The organism is Enterobacter cloacae complex sp. ECL411, from assembly GCF_021869665.1.
Taxonomy (GTDB): domain Bacteria; phylum Pseudomonadota; class Gammaproteobacteria; order Enterobacterales; family Enterobacteriaceae; genus Enterobacter; species Enterobacter intestinihominis.
Map to the genome: position 1 here is coordinate 1,390,223 of NZ_CP091486.1, position 22,610 is coordinate 1,412,832.

The window sequence follows — 22,610 nt, forward strand, 5'->3', positions numbered from 1 at the left end:
TTAACGAATTAGATAAAAGCAATTCCCTCAGCGCCAGCGACACCTGTTGCCATAAAACTTTCATAACCGCCCTTGACAAATGTTAAAAAAGTAATAGTTCTGGGGATAACCCCCTGAGGCTGGTGTTTTATATTGTCACAGTTGAAATTTAGCTCGCGAACGCACTAATCCTCTCTGCGCTACGCTAAATATCCTGACACGCTACTGGTTTTCCATCCAGTGTTTTTTACTGGCAATCCTGGCCACAACGAGTAAAATTACTCACCTGCCGCTTATTCTGTCATCAGGTCGTCGCCCATGAGTAAACCGTTCAAATTGAATTCTGCTTTCCGTCCTTCCGGGGATCAGCCCGAGGCCATTCGTCGCCTGGAAGAGGGGCTGGAAGACGGGCTGGCGCACCAGACCCTGCTGGGGGTAACCGGTTCGGGTAAAACCTTCACTATTGCCAACGTCATTGCCGATCTCCAGCGTCCTACGATGGTTCTCGCGCCGAACAAAACGCTGGCGGCGCAGCTGTATGGTGAGATGAAAGAGTTCTTCCCGGAAAACGCGGTGGAGTATTTCGTCTCCTACTACGACTACTACCAGCCGGAAGCCTACGTTCCCAGCTCCGACACGTTTATCGAGAAAGATGCCTCGGTGAACGAACATATCGAGCAGATGCGTTTGTCGGCGACCAAGGCGCTGCTGGAGCGTCGTGATGTGGTGGTGGTGGCCTCGGTGTCGGCGATCTACGGCCTGGGCGATCCGGATCTCTATCTCAAGATGATGCTGCACCTGACGCAGGGGATGATCATTGATCAGCGGGCGATTTTGCGCCGTCTGGCGGAGCTGCAGTACACCCGTAACGATCAGGCGTTCCAGCGCGGGACCTTCCGCGTACGTGGTGAGGTTATTGATATCTTCCCGGCGGAATCGGACGACATGGCGCTGCGCGTGGAGCTGTTCGATGAAGAGGTTGAACGCCTGTCGCTGTTCGACCCGCTGACCGGTCATGTGGAGTCGGTGATCCAGCGCTTCACCATCTACCCGAAAACGCACTACGTGACGCCACGCGAGCGTATCGTACAGGCGATGGAAGAGATTAAAATTGAGCTGGCAGACCGCCGCAAGGTGCTGCTGGCGAACAACAAGCTGCTGGAAGAGCAGCGCCTGAGCCAGCGTACCCAGTTCGATCTGGAGATGATGAACGAGCTGGGCTACTGCTCCGGCATCGAAAACTACTCGCGCTACCTCTCCGGACGCGGGCCGGGCGAAGCGCCGCCGACGCTGTTTGACTACCTTCCGGCGGACGGCCTGCTGGTGATCGACGAATCCCACGTTACGATCCCCCAGATCGGCGGGATGTACCGCGGTGACCGCGCGCGTAAAGAGACGCTGGTGGAGTACGGATTCCGACTGCCGTCAGCGCTGGACAACCGTCCGATGAAGTTTGAAGAATTTGAGGCGCTTGCTCCGCAGACCATCTACGTATCGGCGACGCCGGGCAACTACGAGCTGGAGAAATCCGGTGATGACGTGGTGGACCAGGTTGTGCGTCCGACCGGGCTGCTGGATCCGATTATCGAGGTGCGTCCGGTGGCGACGCAGGTGGACGATCTGCTCTCGGAAATACGTGCCCGCTCTGCCATCAACGAGCGCGTGCTTGTGACCACGCTCACCAAACGTATGGCGGAGGATTTGACGGAGTATCTGGAAGAACACGGCGAGAAGGTGCGGTATCTGCACTCGGATATTGATACCGTGGAGCGTATGGAGATCATCCGCGACCTGCGCCTGGGCGAGTTCGACGTGCTGGTGGGTATCAACCTTCTGCGAGAAGGTCTGGATATGCCGGAAGTGTCGCTGGTGGCGATTCTGGACGCGGACAAAGAGGGCTTCCTGCGTTCCGAGCGCTCGCTGATCCAGACCATTGGCCGTGCCGCGCGTAACGTCAACGGGAAGGCGATTCTGTACGGGGATAAAATCACCCCGTCGATGGCCAAAGCGATTGGCGAAACGGAACGTCGTCGCGAGAAGCAGCAGCGCTATAACGAAGAGCACGGCATCACGCCGCAGGGGCTGAACAAGAAAGTGGTGGATATCCTGGCGCTGGGTCAGAACATTGCGAAGACCAAAGCGAAAGGGCGCGGCAAGGCCCGTTCAGTGGTGGAAGAGGATACCGTCGCGCTGACCCCGAAAGCGTTGCAGCAAAAGATCCACGAGCTGGAAGGGCAGATGATGCAGCACGCGCAGAATCTGGAGTTCGAAGAGGCTGCGCAAATCCGCGATCAGCTTCATCAGCTGCGGGATCTGTTTATTGCGGCATCGTAGTTTTTTGCCCGGTGGGGTTTTCTCCCTCTCCCTGTGGGCTGAGGGATCCCCAGTAATTTTTTTATGCAGAAGCAATAAAGTTGCTTTCTAAATGACTGAGGGCTGTCAGCGATGCCCTGGTCCGGCTGTAAATCGCTGAGGCGTTTCCTGCAGGCCGGGGCGAGGCGCAGGGATGCGCCGAGAGGGCGGCTTTACAGGGACGTTGCCTCCGCCCGTACCCGATAAGCCGGAAGGAATAAGCCGAGGGCACCGCGAAGCGGCGATTTACCGCCGGGAGCCCGGGTCGCCAGGGTGGTGGCGACTGAGCCACCCTGGCACGTTCACCGCTCATGTCGCTACAGAGTAGCAAGGAACATAAAGTGAACGGAATGACCACCACCGCCGTATATTCCCCTCACCCTAACCCTCTCCCCGGAGGGGCGAGGGGATTGCTCAGTGCTCGCATTAATTTGTGGGGAACCCTCAGCCCTGTGGGAGAGGGCCGGGGTGAGGGCATCAGGCCGCACAAAACGAACCTAACCTAATGCCTGAATCGCCTTCTCCAGCGCCTCGCGCAGCAGATGGCGGTCGTGGCGATATTTAATATCGCTGGCTTCCAGCGGCTCCTGCACCACCACGCGATCGCCAATCCCCGACACATCTACTTTTGGCCCGACCACGACACCATCGATAATTTTCTTACCAACATACTGTTCCATCAGGTCCAGCTTATCCGCCAGCGACAGGCTTGCCGCCGCCGGACTGAGTTCGCGGCCTAAATTACCGATATAGACCATGGGCGCAGGCGTTCTGCGCAGCGCCTGCGCCAGCTCTTTCACCAGCAGGATCGGCATCAGGCTGGTATAAAAACTCCCCGGCCCAATCAGGATCAGATCGGCCTCGCCAATCGCTTCAACCGCTTCACGCGTTGCGGGTACGCTGGGGTAGGTCATCAGCTCTTTTGGCGGAAGGAGAAGCTGGTCGATATTCACTTCACCATACACTTCGTGATCGTCAGCATCGATCGCCATCAAATCTACCGGCTGTTCGGACATCGGGATCAGGAACGCATCCACTTTTAGCAGGTTACGAATTAAATTGATCGCTTCCAGAGGGCGCACGCTCAGGTGATCCAGCGCCTTTAACATCAGATTTCCAAGGTTATGGCCTGAAAGTTCGCCATTTCCCCCAAAACGGTACTCAAACATCGCCGAGGCCACGCTTGGCTCAGTAATGAGCTGGTTGAGGCAGTTGCGCATATCACCCCAGGCTATCCCGCCTTCAGCACGTCGGATCCGCCCGGTTGAGCCGCCGTTGTCCGTTGTTGTCACGATGCCCGTCAGGCGTGAGCCCAGTGACGATAACGACGACATAACCCGTCCCAGACCGTGACCTCCTCCAAGAGCGACCACGCGGTCCAGATCCGCAAAAGTGCGATTGCGCATACCTATTCCTTATCCTGTTAAGCTTGCGTCACAGTAACGCAACTACTCCTAAAAGACGATGCCTCTCACAAACCATAATGACGTATATCAATGCGAAAGCGCTGTTTTTGCGTATTCTGTAGTGAAAATGCACGATAACATCGTTATGTATAAATTTATATAGCGAAAAGCGACAATGGCGAAGTGGCGATTTCCACGCTACTATCGCCATAACCACGTTTTCAAAACTGAAAACATACACTCTAGCCCTGGCGCCTGTGTCGAGAGATATGGCGCCCTGGCCGTGGCGGATTTGCCACCAGGGTACAGAAAGAAATGACTGTGCCTCCCGATCTGGAAAGGTGTACATGGCTTCACAACTTACTGATGCTTTCGCGCGTAAGTTTTTCTACTTACGTTTGTCGATTACCGACGTGTGTAACTTCCGTTGCACCTACTGCCTGCCCGATGGCTACAAGCCGGGCAGCGTCACCAACAACGGCTTTCTCTCCGTGGATGAAGTACGCCGCGTCACGCGCGCGTTCTCTGAACTCGGTACGGAAAAAGTGCGTCTTACCGGGGGAGAACCCTCCCTGCGCCGTGATTTCCCTGACATCATTGCCGCCGTGCGTGAAAACGAACGTATCCGCCAGATAGCGGTGACCACCAACGGTTACCGCATGGCGCGTGACGTGGCGAACTGGCGCGATGCGGGGCTGACGGCGATCAACGTCAGCGTCGATAGCCTGGACGCCCGTCAGTTCCACGCCATTACCGGCCAGGATAAGTTCCAGCAGGTAATGGACGGCATCGATGCCGCGTTCACCGCCGGTTTCGACAAGGTCAAAGTCAATACCGTGTTGATGCGTGATGTGAACCACCATCAGCTGGACACCTTTCTGGCGTGGATCAAACCGCGCCGCATTCAACTGCGTTTTATTGAGCTGATGGAGACCGGGGAGGGCAGCGAGCTGTTCCGTCGCCATCACATCTCCGGCATGGTCCTGCGTGACGAACTGCTGAAACGCGGCTGGATCCACCAGATCCGCCAGCGCAGCGATGGCCCGGCGCAGGTCTTTTGTCATCCGGATTATGAAGGCGAAATCGGCCTGATCATGCCCTATGAAAAAGACTTCTGTGCCAGCTGCAACCGCCTGCGCGTCTCCTCTGTTGGCAAGCTGCACCTCTGCCTGTTCGGGGATGGCGGCGTCGATCTGCGCGATTTGCTGGAAGACGACGCCCAACAGGACGCGCTTGAAGCACGCATTTCCGAGGCGCTGACGCACAAAAAGCAGACCCATTTCCTGCATCAGGGCAACACCGGCATTACTCAGAACCTGTCCTATATCGGCGGGTAATCAGGCTTTAGAAGGAACCAGAAGATGAGTCAGGTAAGCGCGGAATTTATCCCGACACGCATTGCTATTCTTACCGTTTCCGAACGTCGTGGTGAAGAGGATGATACCTCCGGCCACTGGCTGCGCGAGGCGGCACACGAAGCCGGGCACCAGATTGTTGATAAAGCGATCGTCAAAGAGAACCGTTACGCCATTCGCGCTCAGGTTTCACAGTGGATTGCGAGTGATGACGTCCAGGTTGTACTGATCACTGGCGGCACCGGCTTTACCGCAGGCGACCAGGCGCCGGAAGCGCTGCTTCCGCTGTTCGATCGCGAAGTAGAGGGCTTCGGCGAAGTGTTCCGCATGCTCTCATTTGAAGAGATTGGCACCTCTACGCTCCAGTCCCGTGCCGTCGCGGGGGTAGCGAACAAGACGCTGATCTTCGCCATGCCGGGCTCGACCAAAGCCTGCCGCACCGCGTGGGAAAACATTATTGCCCCGCAGCTGGATGCCCGTACCCGTCCGTGTAATTTCCATCCCCATTTAAAGAAATAAGCTATGTCACAACTGACCCACATAAACGCCGCTGGCGAAGCGCATATGGTGGATGTCTCCGCCAAAGCCGAAACGGTGCGCGAGGCGCGTGCTGAAGCGTTCGTCACCATGCTGCCGGAGACGCTGGCGATGATTATCGACGGTAGCCATCACAAGGGTGATGTGTTTGCCACCGCCCGCATCGCCGGTATTCAGGCCGCTAAACGCACCTGGGACCTCATCCCGCTCTGCCATCCGCTGATGCTTAGCAAAGTGGAGGTAAATTTGCAGGCGCAGCCGGAGCATAACCGCGTACGTATCGAGTCCCTGTGCCGCTTAACCGGGAAAACCGGCGTGGAGATGGAGGCGTTGACGGCAGCCTCCGTGGCGGCGCTGACCATCTACGACATGTGCAAAGCGGTGCAGAAAGATATGGTGATTGGCCCGGTGCGTCTGCTGGCAAAAAGCGGCGGCAAATCCGGTGATTTTAAGGTGGAAATCCATGATTAAGGTGCTCTTTTTTGCCCAGGTCCGTGAGCTGGTTAATACCGACAGCCTGACGCTGGACGGCTCTTTCGAAAACGTCGCCGCCCTGCGTGCGCATCTGGCGGCGCAAAGCGACCGCTGGGCGCTGGCGCTGGATGAAGGCAAACTGTTGGCCGCCGTGAATCAGACGCTGGTGGAGTTGACCCACCCGCTGGCTGATGGGGATGAAGTGGCCTTCTTCCCGCCGGTCACAGGGGGTTGAGATGACGGAAACCCGAATTCTGGTTGGCCATGAGCGTTTTAACGTGGGCACGGAATATGACTGGCTGGCCGGGCGCGACGAAGACGGCGCGGTCGTGACCTTTACCGGGAAAGTGCGTAATCATAATCTCGGCGACAGCGTAAAAGCGCTGACGCTGGAGCACTATCCGGGAATGACCGAAAAATCGCTGGCGGCCATTGTCGAAGAGGCGCGAGGCCGCTGGCCGCTGGGGCGCGTTACGGTTATCCATCGCATCGGCGAAATGTGGCCCGGCGAAGAAATTGTGTTTGTCGGCGTCACCAGCGCCCATCGCGGGAGTGCTTTTGCGGCGGGGGAGTTCATCATGGATTACCTCAAAACTAAAGCGCCGTTCTGGAAGCGTGAAGCGAGGCCGGAAGGTGAGCGCTGGGTGGAATCGCGGGACAGCGACAAACAGGCTGCCAGCCGCTGGTAACAGGTTTACGTGGATGTGTTAGTCTTAACGTGTGTGTTTACTTAATCAGGAGTGAATCATGGACCGATTTCCGCGTTCCGATTCGATAGTTCAGCAGACCCGTAGCGGGCTGCAAACCTACATGGCTCAGGTATATGGCTGGATGACGGTTGGCCTGCTGCTTACCGCGTTTATCGCGTGGTATGCGGCAAACACGCCTGAACTGATGATGTTTATCTTCTCCAGCAAAATCACCTTCTTTGGGCTGATTATTGCGCAACTGGCGCTGGTATTCGTGCTCTCCGGGCTGGTGCACAAGCTCAGCGCGGGCATGGCGACCACGCTGTTTATGCTCTATTCGGCGCTGACCGGGCTGACGCTCTCCAGTATTTTCATCGTTTACACCTACTCCTCCATCGCCAGCACCTTTGTGGTGACCGGCGGGATGTTCGGTGTGATGAGCCTGTACGGTTACACCACCAAACGTGACCTGAGCGGCTTCGGCAACATGCTGTTTATGGGGCTGATAGGGATTGTGCTGGCGTCGCTGGTGAACCTGTGGTTGAAGAGTGACGCGCTGATGTGGGCGGTGACCTATATCGGGGTGGTGATCTTCGTGGGCTTAACCGCCTACGACACCCAGAAGCTGAAAAACATCGGTGAACAAATTGATGTTCGCGACAGTTCAAACCTGCGCAAATACTCGATTCTGGGCGCGCTGACGCTGTATCTGGACTTCATCAACCTGTTCCTGATGCTGCTGCGTATCTTCGGCAACCGTCGCTAGTGAGGGTGGCGCTGTCTGATGCCCTCACCCTGACCCTCTCCCACAGGGCTGAGGGTTCCCCACAAATTAATGCGAGCACTGAGCAATCCCCTCGCCCCTCCGGGGAGAGAGTTAGGGTGAGGGGAACATACGGCGGTGGTGGTCATTCCGTTCACTTTATGTTCCTTGCTACTCTGTAACGACATGACCGGTGAACGTGCCAGGGTGGCTCAGTCGCCACCACCCTGGCGACCCGGGCTCCCGGCGGTAAATCGCCGCTTCGCGGTGCCCTCGGCTTATTCCTTCCGGCTTATCGGGTACGGGCGGAGGCAACGTCCCTGTAAAGCCGCCCTCTCGGCGCATCCCTGCGCCTCGCCCCGGCCGGAAGGCAAACGCCTCAGCGATTTACAGCCGGACCAGGGCATCGCTGACAGCCCTCAGTCATTTAGAAAGCAACTTTATTGCTTCTGCATAAAAAAATTACTGGGGATCCCTCAGCCCACAGGGAGAGGGAACAAACCCTAAAAACGGCAACGAAGTTGCCGTTTTGCTTTTATTTTGCCATCGCCTTCTCGTTTTTGGCGCGCAGCTTCTTCGCCCGACTCTCCAGCACCAGATAACAGATCGTTGCCAGCGCCAGCGGCAGGAAGTAGTAGATCATGCGGTACGCGAGCAGGGCAGCGATAATCGTCCCGTGAGACACATGCTCCCCTGCAAGCAGCGCGATAAACACCGCTTCCAGTACGCCGATCCCCGCCGGTATATGCACAATCACCCCGGCAATACTGCTTACCAGCAGCACGCCCAGCACGAAGAAGTAGTTCACATCTTCGCCAATCAGCAGCCAGATAATGGCCCCCATCGCCATCCAGTTGGCGCTGGAAACCACCATTTGCAGGACGGCAAACTTCCATGACGGCAGCACCAGCTTCTGCCCTTTAATGGTCATATGACGACGTTTGGCAAAGGCGCAGGCCCAAAGGTAGGCGGCGATGATCAGCAGCAGTACGATGCCCAGAATGCGCAGGGTGGCCTCATCGATGTACCAGTGCGCAGGCAGTTGCACCACGCCAATGGTGAAAATCACCCCGCCGAGCAGGATATACCCCAGCCAGTTGGTGGTGATACTCAGCGAGAAAATACGCGTGATGGTGCCGCCCGGTAAGCCAAGGCGGGAGTACAGGCGATAGCGCATGCCAATCCCGCCCACCCAGGTGCTCAGCGTCAGGTTAAAGGCGTAGCAGATGAATGACACCAGCATAACCTGCCGTTTGGCAAGCTTATGCCCGCAGTAGGCGCGTCCCAACAGGTCATAGCAGCCGTACATCAGGTAGCTCACAATCACCAGGCCAACCGCCCCCAGCAGGACTGTCCGGTTGTAGTTGCGAATAACCTTCCACACCTCTTCCCAGTCCACCTTTTGGGCATACACCACCAGCAGGACCGCGACGGCAATGAAGAACAGCCAGGTCAGGATTTTTTTCGCCAGCCGCCAGCGAGGATGAGATTTCGACATCAGGTTTTCCCTCCATCTTCCGCCTCTACGCGGTCCTGGGTTTCCATTTCGGGTTGCACTGGCGGATCCACCAGCGCCAGTTTCGGTGTATGCGCGGGCAGCCAGCCCACCATGGCCGGGAAGTGGCGCAGGAAGTGGAACACCACCACGCCGATGCCAACGTTCCACCAGCTGCGTTTCGGCACCATGGACTCATCCACACGCACGCAGTCTTTATTGATCAGACCCTGAAGGTTATCGCGCAGGGTCTGATTAAACTGGCGATCGTGGATGATCAGGTTCGCTTCCAGATTGAGCGATAAGCTCAGCGGATCGAGGTTGCTTGAGCCAACGGTCGCCCAGTGGTCATCCATCACGGCCACTTTGCCGTGCAGCGGGCGGCGGCGATATTCATAGATTTGCACGCCGCTTTTGACCAGATAGCGATAGAGCAGACGCGCGCCCACCTTCACAATCGGCATATCGGGCTCACCCTGGACGATGAGCTTCACGCTTACGCCGCGTCGGGCCGCGTTGCGCATGGCGTGCAAAATCCGGTAACCGGGGAAGAAATAGGCGTTGGCGATAATTACCTCGCGCTTCGCGTTCGCCAGCATCTTCAGGTAGTGACGTTCGATATCGTCCCGGTGCTCCTCGTTATCCCGCCAGACGAACAGCGCCTGCGCCTCGCCGGGCTTGCGGTTCTCTTCCGGGCGATGGCGGCGTCGCCACCAGCGGCGTGCGGCCTCTTTGCCGGGTAAGTTTTCCAGCACGAACAGCTGGATGTCCTGTACCACCGGTCCCTCAATGCGGATCGCGTAGTCCTGTTTCGCTTCGGGACCATAATCCGACATATGCTCGGCGGAGTAGTTAATGCCGCCAACGAAGGCCACCGTTTCGTCCACCACCACAATTTTGCGGTGCATTCGGCGGAACAGGTTGGTGCGCATCCCGAACAGACGCGGGCCGGGATCGTAATAGCGGAATACCACCCCTGCGGCGGTGAGCTCGTTAACAAATTCGTCGCTGAGATCCGGCGAACCATATCCGTCGAGCAGGACCTCGATTTTTATACCGCGACGAGCGGCTTGCAGCAGTGCGCTGTGCAACTGCCTGCCCACGTCGTCTTCAAACCAGATAAACGTTTCCAGAAAGACTTTCTGCTGTGCGTGGCTAATCGCCTCAAAGACTGCCGGATAAAAGTTATCGCCATTTTCCAGCAGCGTAATACGGTTACCTTCCTGCCATGTGCATTTCATAAGTGTATCTCCGCGCTGAGTGGGGCATGGTCGGAGAGATGTCGCCAGTTGAGTAAAGCCAGCGCCGTCGGGCTGCTGGCGTGGGCATTTTTTACGTAGATGCGGTCAAGGCGCAGCAGGGGGAAGCGCACCGGAAACGTCCGCGCGGGACGACCGCGTGAGCGGGTAAAAATCTCCTCCAGCCCCGCATTCACCTTCAGAGGATGGTTGGCCCGCTGTCGCCAGTCGTTAAAATCACCGGCCACTACCACGGGCTCGCCCTCCGGCAGCGCATTGGTCCAGTCTGCCAGCATCTGTAGCTGAGCCTGACGGTGGGCCTCACGCAGGCCAAGATGAACGCAGCCCACATGAATGGGAAAATCGAGCGCCGGTGGCGTGATGCGGCAGTATAACAACCCGCGTTTTTCGCTCTCGCCAACGGAGACGTCCCGGTTCTCATAATGCTCGATAGGAAAACGCGACAGCACTGCGTTACCGTGATGCCCCTCCGGGTAGACCGCATTGCGCCCGTAGGCGTAATCGCTCCACATGGTATCCGCCAGAAACTCGTAATGGGGCGTGTCGGGCCAGTTTTCGAAATGCATCGGGTGCACTTCGTGCGCGCCCATGACCTCCTGAAGGCAGACAATATCGGCGCTGACGGTGCGTACCGCGTCGCGCAGCTCCGGTAAAATGAAGCGGCGGTTAAATGCTGTGAAGCCCTTATGAATATTTATCGTCAGCACCTTAAGCGAGAAATGCTGCGTTCTTTTGCTCATAAACACCTTCCTGGGTGACTATCCCGATGAAAATAAAGTGTAGTAGGCGTCACAAAAAGATGCGGCGTTACGGAATTTTCCGTAAAGTGCGGTAGTCTGAATTAGCAGAGAAAAATCCTTCAGGAGAGAAGCCATGAAGTGGCAACAACGCGTTCGTGTCGCAACCGGTTTGAGTTGCTGGCAGATAATGTTGCATTTACTGGTCGTGGCCGTACTGGTGATGGGCTGGATGAGCGGCACGCTGGTGCGTGTCGGCTTAGGGTTATGTGTGGTTTACGGCGTGACCGTGCTGTCGATGCTGTTTTTACAGCGTCACCACGACGCGCGCTGGCGTGAAGTGGGTGATGTGCTCGAAGAGCTCACCACCACCTGGTATTTTGGTGCGGCAATGATCGTCCTGTGGCTGTTGTCACGCGTGCTGCAAAACAACCTGCTGCTGGCCCTGGCGGGTCTGGCTATCCTCGCAGGGCCTGCGGTGGTGTCGTTGCTCACCAAAGAGAAAAAGCTACGCGATGTTTCGTCTAAACATCGCATAGGCCACTGAGCCCGTTGTGGCCGCGATGACCAGTAGCGGCCACAAACTTCCCCACACAATATCCAGACTCGCATCCTTCAGATAGATTTGCTTGGTGATATCCGTGAAGTGACGAATCGGGTTTATCCATGTCAGATCCTGTAACCACACCGGCATGTTCTCCACTGGCGACACGTACCCTGAAAGCAAAATCGCCGGCATCATAAAGACAAACACCCCGATAAACGCCTGCTGCTGCGTTGAGCAGAGCGCGGAAATCAGCAGCCCAAACCCCACCAGCGACAGGCCGTAAATCACCATCGTGAAGTAAAACAGCGCCAGCGATCCGGCAAACGGGATCTGGTACGCCCATATTCCCACCCCCAGCACGATGGTGGCCTGGAACGTCGCGACAATCAGTGCCGGCACCGCCTTGCCGACAAATATCTGCCAGGTGGCGAGCGGCGAGACCAGCAGCTGATCCAGCGTACCTTGCTCACGTTCGCGTGCCACGGACAGCGAGGTGACAATCATCACGCCAATAGTGGTGATCATGGCGATTAACGACGGCACCACAAACCACTTGTAGTCCAGATTCGGGTTGTACCAGTTGCGCACCACCAGCTCGCTGTTGTTGGGTTTGGGTTTGTCCGCCATCAGCTCCTGCTGGTAGTCCTTCACTACCTGCTGCAAATAGTTCGCCGCTATCTGGGCGCTGTTGGAGTTACGTCCGTCGAGGATCAGCTGCATCGGCGCGGTCTGGAAGGTGTCCAGATTGCGGGAGAAATCCGCCGGGAAGCGCACCAGCAATAATGCTTTCTGCGTGTCGATGGTGGGCTGGATCGCCTGCGGGCTTTGCAGCAGCAGGACATGGGTAAAGGCTTTGGCGCGGGCGAAACGCTGTGTCAGCTCGACGGAATGCTTGCCATTGTCTTCGTTGTAAATGGCGATGGTGGCGTTGGTGACCTCCAGCGTGGCGGCAAACGGAAACAGTACAACCTGAAGCAGCACCGGCAGCACCAGAATGGCGCGGGTCTGCGGCTCGCGCAGCAAGGATTGCAGCTCTTTGCGGATCAATGTCCATAAACGGTGAAACATCGCGTCGTCCTCCTGTCGGGTGGCGCTTGCGCTTACCCGACCTACAAAATCCGATGGCTAATCTAATCTTCTTTTCGTTTTCATCCACGTCAGCCCGATAAACATCACCGCCGACGCCAGCAAAAACAGGGTGTTGATAATCAGCACTACCGGGATGTTCCCCGCCAGAAACAGGCTTTGCAGGGTGCTCACAAAGTAGCGTGCCGGAATGATGTAGGTCACGGCACGGATCACCGCTGGCATACTGTCAATCTGGAAGATAAAGCCGGAGAGCATGATCGACGGCAGGAAGGCGGCATTAAGCGCCACCTGCGCGGCGTTAAACTGGTTGCGGGTGATGGTGGAGATCAGCAGCCCCATTCCCAGCGTGCTGAGTAAAAACAGGCTGGTAATAAAGAACAGCACCACCAGCGAACCGCGGTACGGCACGCCAAGAATAAATACCGAGACCAGCATACAGAGCAGCATCGCCAGCATGCCGAGGAAGTAGTAGGGGATCAGCTTGCAGAGCAAAAGCTCGACGCGCGTCACTTCGGTGGAGAGCAGCGCCTCCATGGTGCCGCGCTCCCATTCGCGGGCGATCACCAGCGAGGTGAGGATCGCGCCAATCACCGTCATGATGATAGTGACTGCACCCGGGATAATAAAATGCTGGCTGATGGCGGCGGGGTTAAACCAGTAGCGCGTCTGCACGTCAATCAGCGGTTCAAACTTCTCCCCCCGGTCTTCGGCGCGCTGCATCTGCCAGAGCTGCCAGATCCCCTCCGCATAGCCCTGCACGAAGTTGGCGGTGTTCGGTTCGCTGCCGTCGGTGATCACCTGAATTGGCGCATCGGCGCCCGGGCGTGCCATGTTGGCGGCGAAATCGACCGGGATGACGATCAGACCGCGAATTTTACCGGCCTGCATTTTCTGGATCAGTTCCTGCCGGTTGTCGCTGATGGTGGCATCGATGTAGGGCGAGCCGGTCATGGCGTGGGTGAAGTCCAGCGCCTCTTCGCTCTGCTGCTCCAGCAGGATCCCGACCCGCAGCTTGCTGGAATCGAGGTTAATCCCGTAGCCAAAAATAAACAGCAGCAGCAGGGGGATCACCACCGCAATCAGCCAGCTGCTGGGGTCACGCACAATCTGCCGCGTCTCTTTGACGCACAGGGCGCGCACCCGGCGCCAGGAGAGGGCGTTACTGCGCATGAGGATTCTCCTTATCCCAGTCGTGGATGAGGGTGATAAACGCCTGCTCCATGGTCGGGTCCGGCTGTGCGTCGTCGGCGGCCTGCGCTTTCAGGTCGTCCGGCGTGCCGTGGGCAATCAGCTTGCCGCGATAGACCAGCCCGATGCGGTCACAATACTCTGCCTCGTCCATAAAGTGGGTGGTGACCATCACGGTCACGCCTTTTTCCACCATGCTATTGATATGCAACCAGAATTCACGGCGGGTGAGGGGATCCACGCCTGACGTAGGTTCATCAAGAAAGAGGATGTCGGGCTCGTGCATCAACGAACAGGCCAGCGCCAGCCGCTGTTTGAAGCCAAGCGGCAGCGCGTCGGTAGCGTGTGAGGCGATATCGGTCAGGCCAAAGGCGTCGCACATGCGGCCGATCTTCTCGTTCTGCGCCCGTCCCCGCAGGCCGTAGACGCCGGAGAAAAATCGCAGATTTTGCTCCACCGTCAGGTTGCCGTAGAGCGAAAACTTCTGCGCCATATAGCCCAGGTGCTGGCGCGCCTTGCCGGAGCTGACTTTGAGATCCATGTTCAGCACCAGCGCTTTGCCTGAGGTCGGTACCAGCAGGCCGCACATCATTTTAAAGGTGGTGGATTTCCCCGCACCGTTCGGCCCGAGCAGGCCAAATATCTCGCCGCGCTTCACGGCAAAATTGACGTTATCGGTGGCGGCGAAATCGCCGAATTTTTTGGTGAGCGATTTCGCCTCAATGACCGTTTCGCCCGGCGTGCCTTCCACCGTGTGCAGAATGGCGCCAAGCGGTGATTCTGAGGTTCCCGCCCCGCCCAGCAGATCGATAAACGCATCTTCAAAGCGCGGCGCGGTCTCTGTGATGTCGATTTCAGGCATCCCCTGCGCACGCCGGATATCGTCGGCGGTGGCCTCTTTTTTGAGGATCACGCGCACCGAACGGCCCTGAATCATCCCGTCGCTCACCTGGGGCAGCTTCAGCACCCGTTGCAGCAGCTTGCGGTTGGATTCCTGCGCGCTGTGTAGCAGAAAACTGCGCCCGGCCATGGTTTGCGTCAGCTCGGTGGGCTCGCCCTGATAGAGCAGTTCGCCTTCGTTCATCAGCAGCACGTCACGGCACTGCTCTGCTTCATCAAGGTAAGAGGTACTCCAGAGGATCAGCATGCCGTCACCCGCCAGCTCGTGCACCATCTGCCACAGCTCGCGGCGGGAAATCGGGTCCACGCCGACGCCGGGTTCATCCAGCAACAGCACCTTCGGTTCGCCCACCAGCGTGCAGGCCAGCCCCAGCTTCTGCTTCATCCCGCCGGAAAGTTTGCCCGCCAGCCGATCGGTGAACGGGCCGAGGGAGGTAAACGCCAGCAGACGCTCGAAGGTTTTCTGCCGGGTTTCGCCGGTAACGCTGCGCAGATCGGCATAGAGGTTGAGGTTTTCCATTACCGTCAGATCTTCATACAGACCAAACTTCTGCGGCATATAGCCGAGTATGCCGTGGAGCGCCGCGTCGTCTTTGATGGGGTCGAGGCCAAGCACGCTGGCGCTGCCTTCATCCGGCTTCAGCAATCCCGCCAGCATCCGCATCAGCGTGGTTTTACCCGCGCCGTCCGGCCCCACCAGCCCGGTCACATAGCCTTTCTGAATCGTACAGTTCAGCGGCGCGACCGCCGGTTTAGCCATTCCCGGGAAGCGTTTGACCAGATTATTGAGCTGGATAACCGCATCATTCATGTTGTTCCCCGTCGTTTAAGGTCACGGTAACAGGCATGCCCTGACGCAGCGCGTTGTCCGCATCGGTGACGATGATGCGCAGGCGATACACCAGGTCGGTACGCAGATCCGGGGTTTCAACGGTTTTTGGCGTGAACTCGGCCGTTGGGGAGACGAAGCCCACTTTGCCGTGATACGGCTTGTCCGGGCGACCATCGGTGTAGAGCAGCAGTTCGCGGCCCGGCTGCATCTGGCCAAGATTCGGCTCATCAATGTAAGCGCGCACCCACACCGGACGGGTTAAGGAGAGCGTTAACACGGTGCTGCCCGCGCTGAGCATGCTGCCCGGCTCCACGGCGCGGGTCATCAGCGTACCGTCAGACGGGGCGATTAACGTGGTGTCGTGCAGATCCAGCTCCGCCTGGGCTAACTGCGCCTGCGCCTGCTCAAGGCTGGCCTTCGCCTGGGCAATGTCCTGCGCGCGGTTACCGGTGCGGTACTGGCTTAACTTATCCTGGGCAGATTTCAGCGTCGCCTGCGCCTGGTCGCGGGATGAGCGCGCATTTTCCAGGTCGTTGGCGGAAATGGTGCGGCTTTTCCATAAGCCTTGCTGACGGTTATAGAAATTCTGCGCATAGTCATAGGCGGCTTTTGCCTGCTTAACGGCAGCGGCCGCCTGGGCGATCTCTTCATCACGATAGCCCGCCAGCATCAGGTCGTACTGCGCCTGTGCGACGGCGACGCCCGCTTTTGCCTGCATCAACGCGTTTTCAAACGGGGCTTTGTCCAGCATCCCCAGCGTCTGCCCGGTTTTGATGGCATCGCCTTCGTCAACGCTCAGCGAGGCCAGCCGTCCGCCGACGCGGAAGCTCATGTTCACGGTGCGGATATCCACGTTGCCGTACAGCGTCAGGCCACGATCCTGCTGGCTCTGATACCACAGCCAGCCGCCTGTTCCCGCAGCAAGCAAGACAACAACCACCAGAATGATGGCGACAGGTTTTTTCATGACTTCCGGCTCCTTTGCGTTAAGCCTTGCAGGATCAGATCAACGTGACAGGTAATGACCTGGCTAATTTGCGCGGCTTTATCCTCATCGAATTGTGTCCAGCCCGTACGTAACAGGATGGTCTCACGCCCCAGACGGAAGGCGAGCACTTCGCCCAGCAGGGCGTGGGTATGCAAAATGGTGTCCGTATCGCTGGCGTCCCGTCCGGTATAGGCGGCGATCAGCCGGGTCAGATGGCTATGCATCGGGGCGATCACCTGATCGTGCACCAGCTGGTACGCGGCAGTGGGGGAGAGCTGCTCGCGGGAGATAAATTTGCTCAGGTTCAGCGTATCGTCGTGCGTCAGCAGGCGAATCATGTTGTGACAGGCGTTAAGGATCAGCTGGCGGATGGCAACCCGGTCCGGTTCTGTCTGGCTGAACAGCGCGGTGGCTTCTTCCACGTGTGGGCGAAAGCTGGTGCCGATAAAATCCGCGATCCACTGGGCGCAGGCGAGGTATAAATCCTCTTTTGAGCCAAAATAGTAGGTAATGGCCGCAATATTCTGCCCGGCCTGCGCGGCGATATCCCGCGTGGTGGCATGCAGACCATACTCGCCAAACTGCGCCAGCGCAGCGGCGATAAGCTGACTTTTCGCCTGTTCGCCTTTGGTTGTCGTTGGGGTTGTATTCATAGCAGCATTAAAAATTAATCAATCGATTGATTAAGATTATGCCTGATTTGCGCAAACGTCGAGTCATCGCCGGGGATATTTTATGCGCCACGTCACAAAAGCTGCTACACTCCGCTCCTTCGCGACATTGTGGTTTTTGTCCTTCTATTCGTTATATCTCCCTGAAAACTACACCTGTGATGGTCGGGGCGGTTCGGAGTTTTTATGTCTTTTGATTCCCTTGGTCTGAACCCGGAAATTCTGCGCGCCATCGCAGAGCAGGGCTACGTTGAGCCAACCCCTATTCAGCAGCAGGCTATCCCGGCCGTTTTGCAGGGCCGTGACCTGATGGCAAGCGCGCAGACCGGTACTGGTAAGACCGCGGGCTTTACCCTGCCGCTGCTGGAGCTGCTGGTAAAAAACCAGCCACACGCCAAAGGCCGTCGTCCGGTGCGTGCGCTGATCCTCACCCCAACCCGCGAGCTGGCGGCCCAGATTGGTGAGAACGTGCATGAATACAGCCGCTATCTCAACATTCGTTCGCTGGTAGTTTTCGGCGGGGTAAGCATTAACCCGCAGATGATGAAGCTGCGCGGCGGCGTCGACGTGCTGGTGGCAACCCCGGGGCGTCTGCTGGATCTCGAACACCAGAACGCGGTGAAGCTCGATAACATCGAAATTCTGGTGCTGGACGAAGCCGACCGTATGCTCGACATGGGCTTCATCCACGACATTCGCCGCGTGCTGGCGAAGCTGCCGACGCGTCGTCAGAACCTGCTCTTCTCCGCGACCTTCTCCGACGAGATCAAGGCGCTGGCGGAAAAGCTGCTGCATAACCCGCTGGAAGTGGAAGTCGCGCGCCGCAACACCGCCTCCGAGCAGGTGACGCAGCACGTGCATTTTGTAGATAAGAAGCGCAAGCGGGAACTGCTCTCCCAGATGATCGGCCAGGGCAACTGGCAGCAGGTGCTGGTCTTTACCCGCACCAAGCACGGCGCCAATCACCTGGCGGAACAGCTGAATAAAGATGGCATCCGCAGCGCGGCCATTCACGGCAACAAGAGCCAGGGCGCGCGTACCCGCGCGCTGGCAGACTTCAAGTCCGGCGACATACGCGTGCTGGTGGCAACCGACATCGCCGCACGCGGTCTGGATATCGAAGAGCTGCCGCACGTGGTGAACTACGAGCTGCCAAACGTGCCGGAAGATTACGTTCACCGTATCGGCCGTACCGGACGCGCGGCGGCAACCGGGGAAGCGCTCTCTCTGGTTTGCGTGGATGAGCACAAGCTGCTGCGCGACATCGAACGCCTGCTGAAGAAAGAGATCCCGCGTATTGAAACCCCGGGCTATGAAGTTGACCCGTCAATCAAAGCCGAGCCAATTCAGAACGGTCGTCAGGGTGGCGGGCGCGGTCAGGGCGGCGGTGGTCGCGGTCAGCAGCCGCGTCGTGCCGAAGGCGGCGCGCCGAAATCTTCGGGCAAACCGCCGCGTCGTAATAACGACAGCAAACCGGCCGGTGAAAACCCATGGCGTAGCGGCGAAGGGAAACCGGCAGGCGAGGGGCAGCGCCGACGCCGCCCGCGTAAGCCTGCTAACCCGCAGTAATCTGGAAGCCCGGTCGTAAAGCCGGGCTTTTCTTTTTGCGGCAGCGGAGAGAAAGTGCCACAATAGTGGCTGTTTATACAGTATTTCAGGTTTCCGATGGCTTTAACCGCTGCGCTCAAGGCGCAAATTGGCGCATGGTATAAGGCGCTACAACAGCAGATCCCCGATTTTATTCCCCGAGCCCCGCAGCGGCAGATGATTGCCGACGTGGCAAAAACGCTCGCCGGGGACGACGGGCGACATCTGGCGATTGAAGCCCCGACCGGCGTCGGGAAAACCCTGTCGTATCTTATTCCCGGCATTGCCATCGCGCGGGAAGAAGATAAAACGCTGGTGGTCAGTACCGCTAACGTGGCCTTGCAGGATCAGATCTTCAGCAAAGATTTGCCGCTGCTGCGCAAAATTATCCCCGATTTACGGTTTACCGCCGCCTTTGGTCGCGGGCGCTACGTCTGTCCGCGCAATCTGGCGGCACTGGCCAGCAGTGAACCCTCCCAACAGGATCTGCTCGCGTTTCTTGATGACGAGCTGACGCCAAACAACAAGGCGGAGCAGGAGCAGTGCGCAAAGCTGAAGGCCGATCTCGACGGCTACAAGTGGGACGGCCTGCGGGATCACACCAACCAGGCGATCGGCGACGACCTGTGGCGCAGGCTCAGCACCGATAAAGCAAGCTGCCTGAACCGTAACTGTCACTACTATCGCGAGTGTCCGTTCTTTGTCGCCCGGCGTGAGATTCAGGAAGCGGAGGTGGTTGTCGCCAACCACGCGCTGGTCATGGCTGCACTGGAGAGTGAAGCGGTCCTGCCGGAGCCCAAAAACCTGCTGCTGGTGCTCGATGAAGGTCATCATCTGCCCGACGTGGCGCGAGATGCGCTGGAGATGAGCGCGGAAATTACCGCCCCGTGGTTTCGCCTGCAACTGGATCTGTTCTGCAAACTGGTGGCAACCTGCATGGAGCAGTTCCGTCCGAAAACCACGCCGCCGCTGGCGGTTCCGGAGCGGTTGAGCGAGCACTGTGAAGAGGTGTACAGCCTCATCGCCTCGCTGAATAATATTCTTAACCTGTATCTCCCCGCCACCCAGGAGGCGGAACACCGCTTTGCGATGGGTGAGTTGCCGCAGGAAGTGATGGAGATTTGCCAGCAGCTGGCGAAGCACCTGGAAAAGCTGCGCGGGCTGGCGGAGATGTTCTTAAACGATCTCAGCGAGAAAACCGGTACTCACGACGTGGTGCGTTTGCACCGCATTCTGCTGCAAATGAATCGTGCGCGGGGGATGTTTGAAGCGCAGAGCAAACTCTGGCGGCTGGCTTCGATGGCGCAGGCGTCTGGCGCGCCGGTGACTAAGTGGGCCACCCGCGAAGTACGAGACGGGCAGGGACATCTCTTCTTCCACTGCGTGGGCATCCGCGTGGCCGATCAGCTGGAAAAGCTGATCTGGCGCAGCGTGCCGCACGTGGTAGTGACGTCAGCGACTCTGCGTTCCCTGAACAGCTTTTCAAGGTTGCAGGAGATGAGCGGCCTGAAAGAGAAAGCGGGCGACCGTTTTGTGGCCCTGGACTCGCCGTTCAACCACTGTGAGCAGGGCAAGCTGGTCATTCCGCGCATGAATTATGAGCCGCTTATCGATAACGAAGAGCAGCATATTGCGGAAATGGCGGCCTACTTCCGCGAGCAGGTTGAGAGTAAAAAATACCCCGGTATGCTGGTGCTGTTTGCCAGCGGTCGGGCGATGCAACGCTTCCTGGAGCACGTCACCGATCTGCGCTTACTCCTGCTGGTGCAGGGCGATCAGCCGCGCTATCGGCTGGTGGAAACCCACCGTAAACGCATTGATAACGGCGAGCGCAGCGTGCTGGTGGGGTTACAGTCCTTTGCGGAAGGGCTTGATTTGAAAGGCGACTACCTGACGCAGGTGCATATCCATAAAATCGCCTTCCCGCCCATCGACAGCCCGGTGGTGATCACCGAAGGCGAATGGCTGAAAAGCCTTAACCGTTATCCGTTTGAAGTGCAAAGCCTGCCTGCAGCGTCGTTTAACCTGATTCAGCAGGTCGGGCGCTTGATCCGTAGCCACGGCTGCTGGGGCGAGGTGGTGATTTATGACAAACGACTGCTCACCAAAAACTACGGCCAGCGGCTGCTGAATGCGCTGCCGATCTTCCCGATTGAGCAGCCGGACGTGCCGGAAGTAAAAAAACGCCCGACAAAACTGGCTGCCGGGCGTCGAAAAAGCTTCCGTGCTAAGGGGCGCGGTCCTACTGGTAAGTGAAGGTCACCTGGATCACGCTGCTGAACGTGCCGGCAGAGATGGGCATCGAGGTGGCGTAATAGCGTGCGGCCAGCGGGAACGTGGCCGTGTGGTCTGACGGGTTTATGGCAGCGTTAAAGGCGGCCTGCGGGGCAATCAGTATCTTGTCCTGACGATCTGCCAGCTCCAGTGCCAGCCCCTTTGCGCTACCGAGATTGGCAAATTTAGTGGGATGGGTGCTGTCGGCCTGACCGTAGAAAAAGGCGGTGGCAAGCGCCAGCGTGGCCGGGCAGTGCGACACCGAAAGGGAAAAGTCCTTCCACTCGCCGGTATCGCCCACGTCTTTAAAACTACCCGATGCCGCCTGGCCTAAGTCCACCGTCAGGTTGCGGCTGGCACTGTCAATGACGCACGTGTTGGCGTAAATGTTACCCGTCATCTGGATCTGTATATCATCGGCGTGGGCCTGGGCGATCAGCCCCAGCGCGAGAATCAATGCGGTTTTTTTCATGACGTTCACTTATAAGCGAGGGTGATGGTTGCCACAGTATTGGCTGGCCCGGGGGTGACTACATTGCTGACCTGCTCGTAGCGAACCTCAAACGGGATCACCAGCGTTTCGTTGGCTACGGCCTGATTTTGGGTACTTACATAGGTACCGAAGGTGGCGAGATGGTCATCAAATAGCATTCTTACTCCGACGCCTGTAGCCATGCCGGTCTGCTGCGTGAGTTTGATCACCCCCTCAAATGCTGTGTCATATCCATTCGCGCTGGTGATTTTTAGCTCAGGCTGTACGGTTGTGTCACAGTTGACGGTGATATTAAATTTTTGAGCAGGGCTGGATAAAAAACCTACGCTGATGAAATCACTGACGGGAAAATCGCCCAAATTAACGGTGAGATTTTTCGGTAAAACGGAGCAGGTGACCTGATGAAGAATAACATTACCTGCATAGGCGATGTGGTTAGGGTTGCCGATCCCTTCATGGCCGAAAACGCCAATGCCAAATTCGGTTTGAGACTGCACCAGCGTACCGGATGTCACGGTGTCACTCGTTTTAACCAGCTCAAGCGTTATTTCAAAGCTAAAAGTCTGTGTTCCATCGGTAGAGACGTAGCCAACAGGCGTTCCACGTGAATCGCACTGCACGCCGCCAGCGCCGCTAATTCGCTGCCCGTGATCATTCATCAATGCTACGCCAATCCCCGGCACGCCGGATTCGTATACCCCCCTGAGCCCTGGCATTTCCGCTCCGGTGCCGTAGTAGCAGGAGACAATCTCCAGGCCGCTGTCGGTACTCTGATCGCAATGCCCGGCAACATGAACGCTCTGCTCTGTACCCGGGATAGTTGCGCCAACTGCCAGCGTCGTCGGGACAGAAATGGATGCCACGTTGATCATTTTGGGGAGATCCGGCGTGGTGCAGGTCGCCTTCGCATGCGGCATGAATAACGCAGCGGTTCCCAGAATCATTAAGAAAAAGCACTGTTTAATCATTTGCATAATGTTTTGCCTTTAGGGGAG

Annotated in this window: 21 protein-coding genes and 1 riboswitch; of the genes, 10 read left to right on the forward strand and 11 right to left on the reverse strand. The window is 57.7% G+C overall.

Going from position 1 to position 22,610, the window contains the following annotated elements; translation table 11 throughout:
• Positions 1 to 297: 297 nt before the first annotated feature.
• Entirely contained in the window at positions 298 to 2,313 is a 2,016-nt protein-coding gene (gene uvrB, locus L3069_RS06610) for an excinuclease ABC subunit UvrB (RefSeq protein ID WP_003858519.1), read from the forward strand.
• A gap of 515 nt (positions 2,314 to 2,828) precedes the next feature.
• Here uvrB and yvcK read toward each other — a convergent pair.
• Positions 2,829 to 3,737, reverse strand: coding sequence for a uridine diphosphate-N-acetylglucosamine-binding protein YvcK (gene yvcK / locus L3069_RS06615; RefSeq protein ID WP_023299636.1), 909 nt, complete (start codon positions 3,735 to 3,737; stop codon positions 2,829 to 2,831).
• Between the two features lie 226 nt (positions 3,738 to 3,963).
• Positions 3,964 to 4,097: riboswitch (molybdenum cofactor riboswitch) on the forward strand.
• Between yvcK and moaA the strand changes: the two genes are divergently transcribed.
• The 6 genes from moaA (at position 4,085) to L3069_RS06645 (ending at position 7,558) form a co-directional block, all read left to right on the forward strand.
• Positions 4,085 to 5,074, forward strand: a complete 990-nt coding sequence (gene moaA / locus L3069_RS06620; protein ID WP_017384935.1) for a GTP 3',8-cyclase MoaA — start codon at positions 4,085 to 4,087, stop codon at positions 5,072 to 5,074. (Overlaps the previous riboswitch by 13 nt.)
• Before the next feature lie 24 nt (positions 5,075 to 5,098).
• Entirely contained in the window at positions 5,099 to 5,611 is a 513-nt protein-coding gene (gene moaB, locus L3069_RS06625; protein WP_022647501.1) for a molybdenum cofactor biosynthesis protein B, read from the forward strand.
• Between the two features lie 3 nt (positions 5,612 to 5,614).
• Positions 5,615 to 6,100 (forward strand): cyclic pyranopterin monophosphate synthase MoaC, encoded by a 486-nt coding sequence (gene moaC / locus L3069_RS06630; RefSeq protein WP_023305732.1) that lies wholly within the window; start codon positions 5,615 to 5,617, stop codon positions 6,098 to 6,100.
• Positions 6,093 to 6,338, forward strand: coding sequence for a molybdopterin synthase sulfur carrier subunit (moaD, locus tag L3069_RS06635; RefSeq protein ID WP_038415713.1), 246 nt, complete (start codon positions 6,093 to 6,095; stop codon positions 6,336 to 6,338). Before moaC ends, moaD begins: the two co-directional genes overlap by 8 nt.
• Position 6,339: 1 nt before the next feature.
• Positions 6,340 to 6,792 (forward strand): molybdopterin synthase catalytic subunit MoaE, encoded by a 453-nt coding sequence (gene moaE / locus L3069_RS06640; protein WP_100167731.1) that lies wholly within the window; start codon positions 6,340 to 6,342, stop codon positions 6,790 to 6,792.
• Between the two features lie 58 nt (positions 6,793 to 6,850).
• Positions 6,851 to 7,558, forward strand: coding sequence for a Bax inhibitor-1/YccA family protein (locus L3069_RS06645; protein WP_015571081.1), 708 nt, complete (start codon positions 6,851 to 6,853; stop codon positions 7,556 to 7,558).
• Between the two features lie 532 nt (positions 7,559 to 8,090).
• Here the strand turns inward: L3069_RS06645 and L3069_RS06650 are convergent.
• From L3069_RS06650 to L3069_RS06660, 3 genes are read right to left on the reverse strand one after another with little or no spacing between them, the layout of a single operon-like run.
• Complete coding sequence (locus L3069_RS06650; protein ID WP_023299637.1) at positions 8,091 to 9,053, reverse strand: YbhN family protein; 963 nt, start codon at positions 9,051 to 9,053, stop codon at positions 8,091 to 8,093.
• Complete coding sequence (gene clsB, locus L3069_RS06655; protein ID WP_022647504.1) at positions 9,053 to 10,291, reverse strand: cardiolipin synthase ClsB; 1,239 nt, start codon at positions 10,289 to 10,291, stop codon at positions 9,053 to 9,055. The genes L3069_RS06650 and clsB overlap by 1 nt, the downstream gene beginning before the upstream one ends.
• Positions 10,288 to 11,049 (reverse strand): endonuclease/exonuclease/phosphatase family protein, encoded by a 762-nt coding sequence (locus L3069_RS06660; RefSeq protein ID WP_022647505.1) that lies wholly within the window; start codon positions 11,047 to 11,049, stop codon positions 10,288 to 10,290. The genes clsB and L3069_RS06660 overlap by 4 nt, the downstream gene beginning before the upstream one ends.
• Positions 11,050 to 11,182: 133 nt before the next feature.
• Here L3069_RS06660 and L3069_RS06665 point away from each other — a divergent pair, with 133 nt between their 5' ends.
• On the forward strand, positions 11,183 to 11,593 hold the full coding sequence (locus L3069_RS06665) for a YbhQ family protein (RefSeq protein ID WP_003858499.1): 411 nt from the start codon (positions 11,183 to 11,185) through the stop codon (positions 11,591 to 11,593).
• Here L3069_RS06665 and L3069_RS06670 read toward each other — a convergent pair.
• Genes L3069_RS06670 through cecR form a run of 5 tightly spaced genes read right to left on the reverse strand, consistent with a single transcriptional unit; the run spans position 11,555 to position 17,243 of the window.
• Complete coding sequence (locus L3069_RS06670; protein ID WP_038415714.1) at positions 11,555 to 12,661, reverse strand: ABC transporter permease; 1,107 nt, start codon at positions 12,659 to 12,661, stop codon at positions 11,555 to 11,557. The genes L3069_RS06665 and L3069_RS06670 overlap by 39 nt on opposite strands.
• Positions 12,662 to 12,718: 57 nt before the next feature.
• Complete coding sequence (locus L3069_RS06675) at positions 12,719 to 13,852, reverse strand: ABC transporter permease (protein WP_022647507.1); 1,134 nt, start codon at positions 13,850 to 13,852, stop codon at positions 12,719 to 12,721.
• Entirely contained in the window at positions 13,842 to 15,581 is a 1,740-nt protein-coding gene (locus tag L3069_RS06680; protein ID WP_038415715.1) for an ATP-binding cassette domain-containing protein, read from the reverse strand. Before L3069_RS06680 ends, L3069_RS06675 begins: the two co-directional genes overlap by 11 nt.
• Complete coding sequence (hlyD, locus tag L3069_RS06685) at positions 15,574 to 16,569, reverse strand: secretion protein HlyD (protein WP_038415716.1); 996 nt, start codon at positions 16,567 to 16,569, stop codon at positions 15,574 to 15,576. Before hlyD ends, L3069_RS06680 begins: the two co-directional genes overlap by 8 nt.
• Entirely contained in the window at positions 16,566 to 17,243 is a 678-nt protein-coding gene (gene cecR, locus L3069_RS06690) for a transcriptional regulator CecR (protein WP_038415717.1), read from the reverse strand. The genes hlyD and cecR overlap by 4 nt, the downstream gene beginning before the upstream one ends.
• Positions 17,244 to 17,447: 204 nt before the next feature.
• Here cecR and rhlE point away from each other — a divergent pair, with 204 nt between their 5' ends.
• Positions 17,448 to 18,830, forward strand: a complete 1,383-nt coding sequence (gene rhlE, locus L3069_RS06695; protein ID WP_038415718.1) for an ATP-dependent RNA helicase RhlE — start codon at positions 17,448 to 17,450, stop codon at positions 18,828 to 18,830.
• Between the two features lie 96 nt (positions 18,831 to 18,926).
• On the forward strand, positions 18,927 to 21,104 hold the full coding sequence (gene dinG, locus L3069_RS06700; RefSeq protein WP_100167732.1) for an ATP-dependent DNA helicase DinG: 2,178 nt from the start codon (positions 18,927 to 18,929) through the stop codon (positions 21,102 to 21,104).
• Here the strand turns inward: dinG and L3069_RS06705 are convergent.
• Positions 21,091 to 21,594, reverse strand: coding sequence for a fimbrial protein (locus tag L3069_RS06705; protein WP_023299643.1), 504 nt, complete (start codon positions 21,592 to 21,594; stop codon positions 21,091 to 21,093). The genes dinG and L3069_RS06705 overlap by 14 nt on opposite strands.
• Positions 21,595 to 21,599: 5 nt before the next feature.
• Complete coding sequence (locus L3069_RS06710; RefSeq protein ID WP_038415720.1) at positions 21,600 to 22,589, reverse strand: fimbrial protein; 990 nt, start codon at positions 22,587 to 22,589, stop codon at positions 21,600 to 21,602.
• Positions 22,590 to 22,610: the final 21 nt, after the last annotated feature.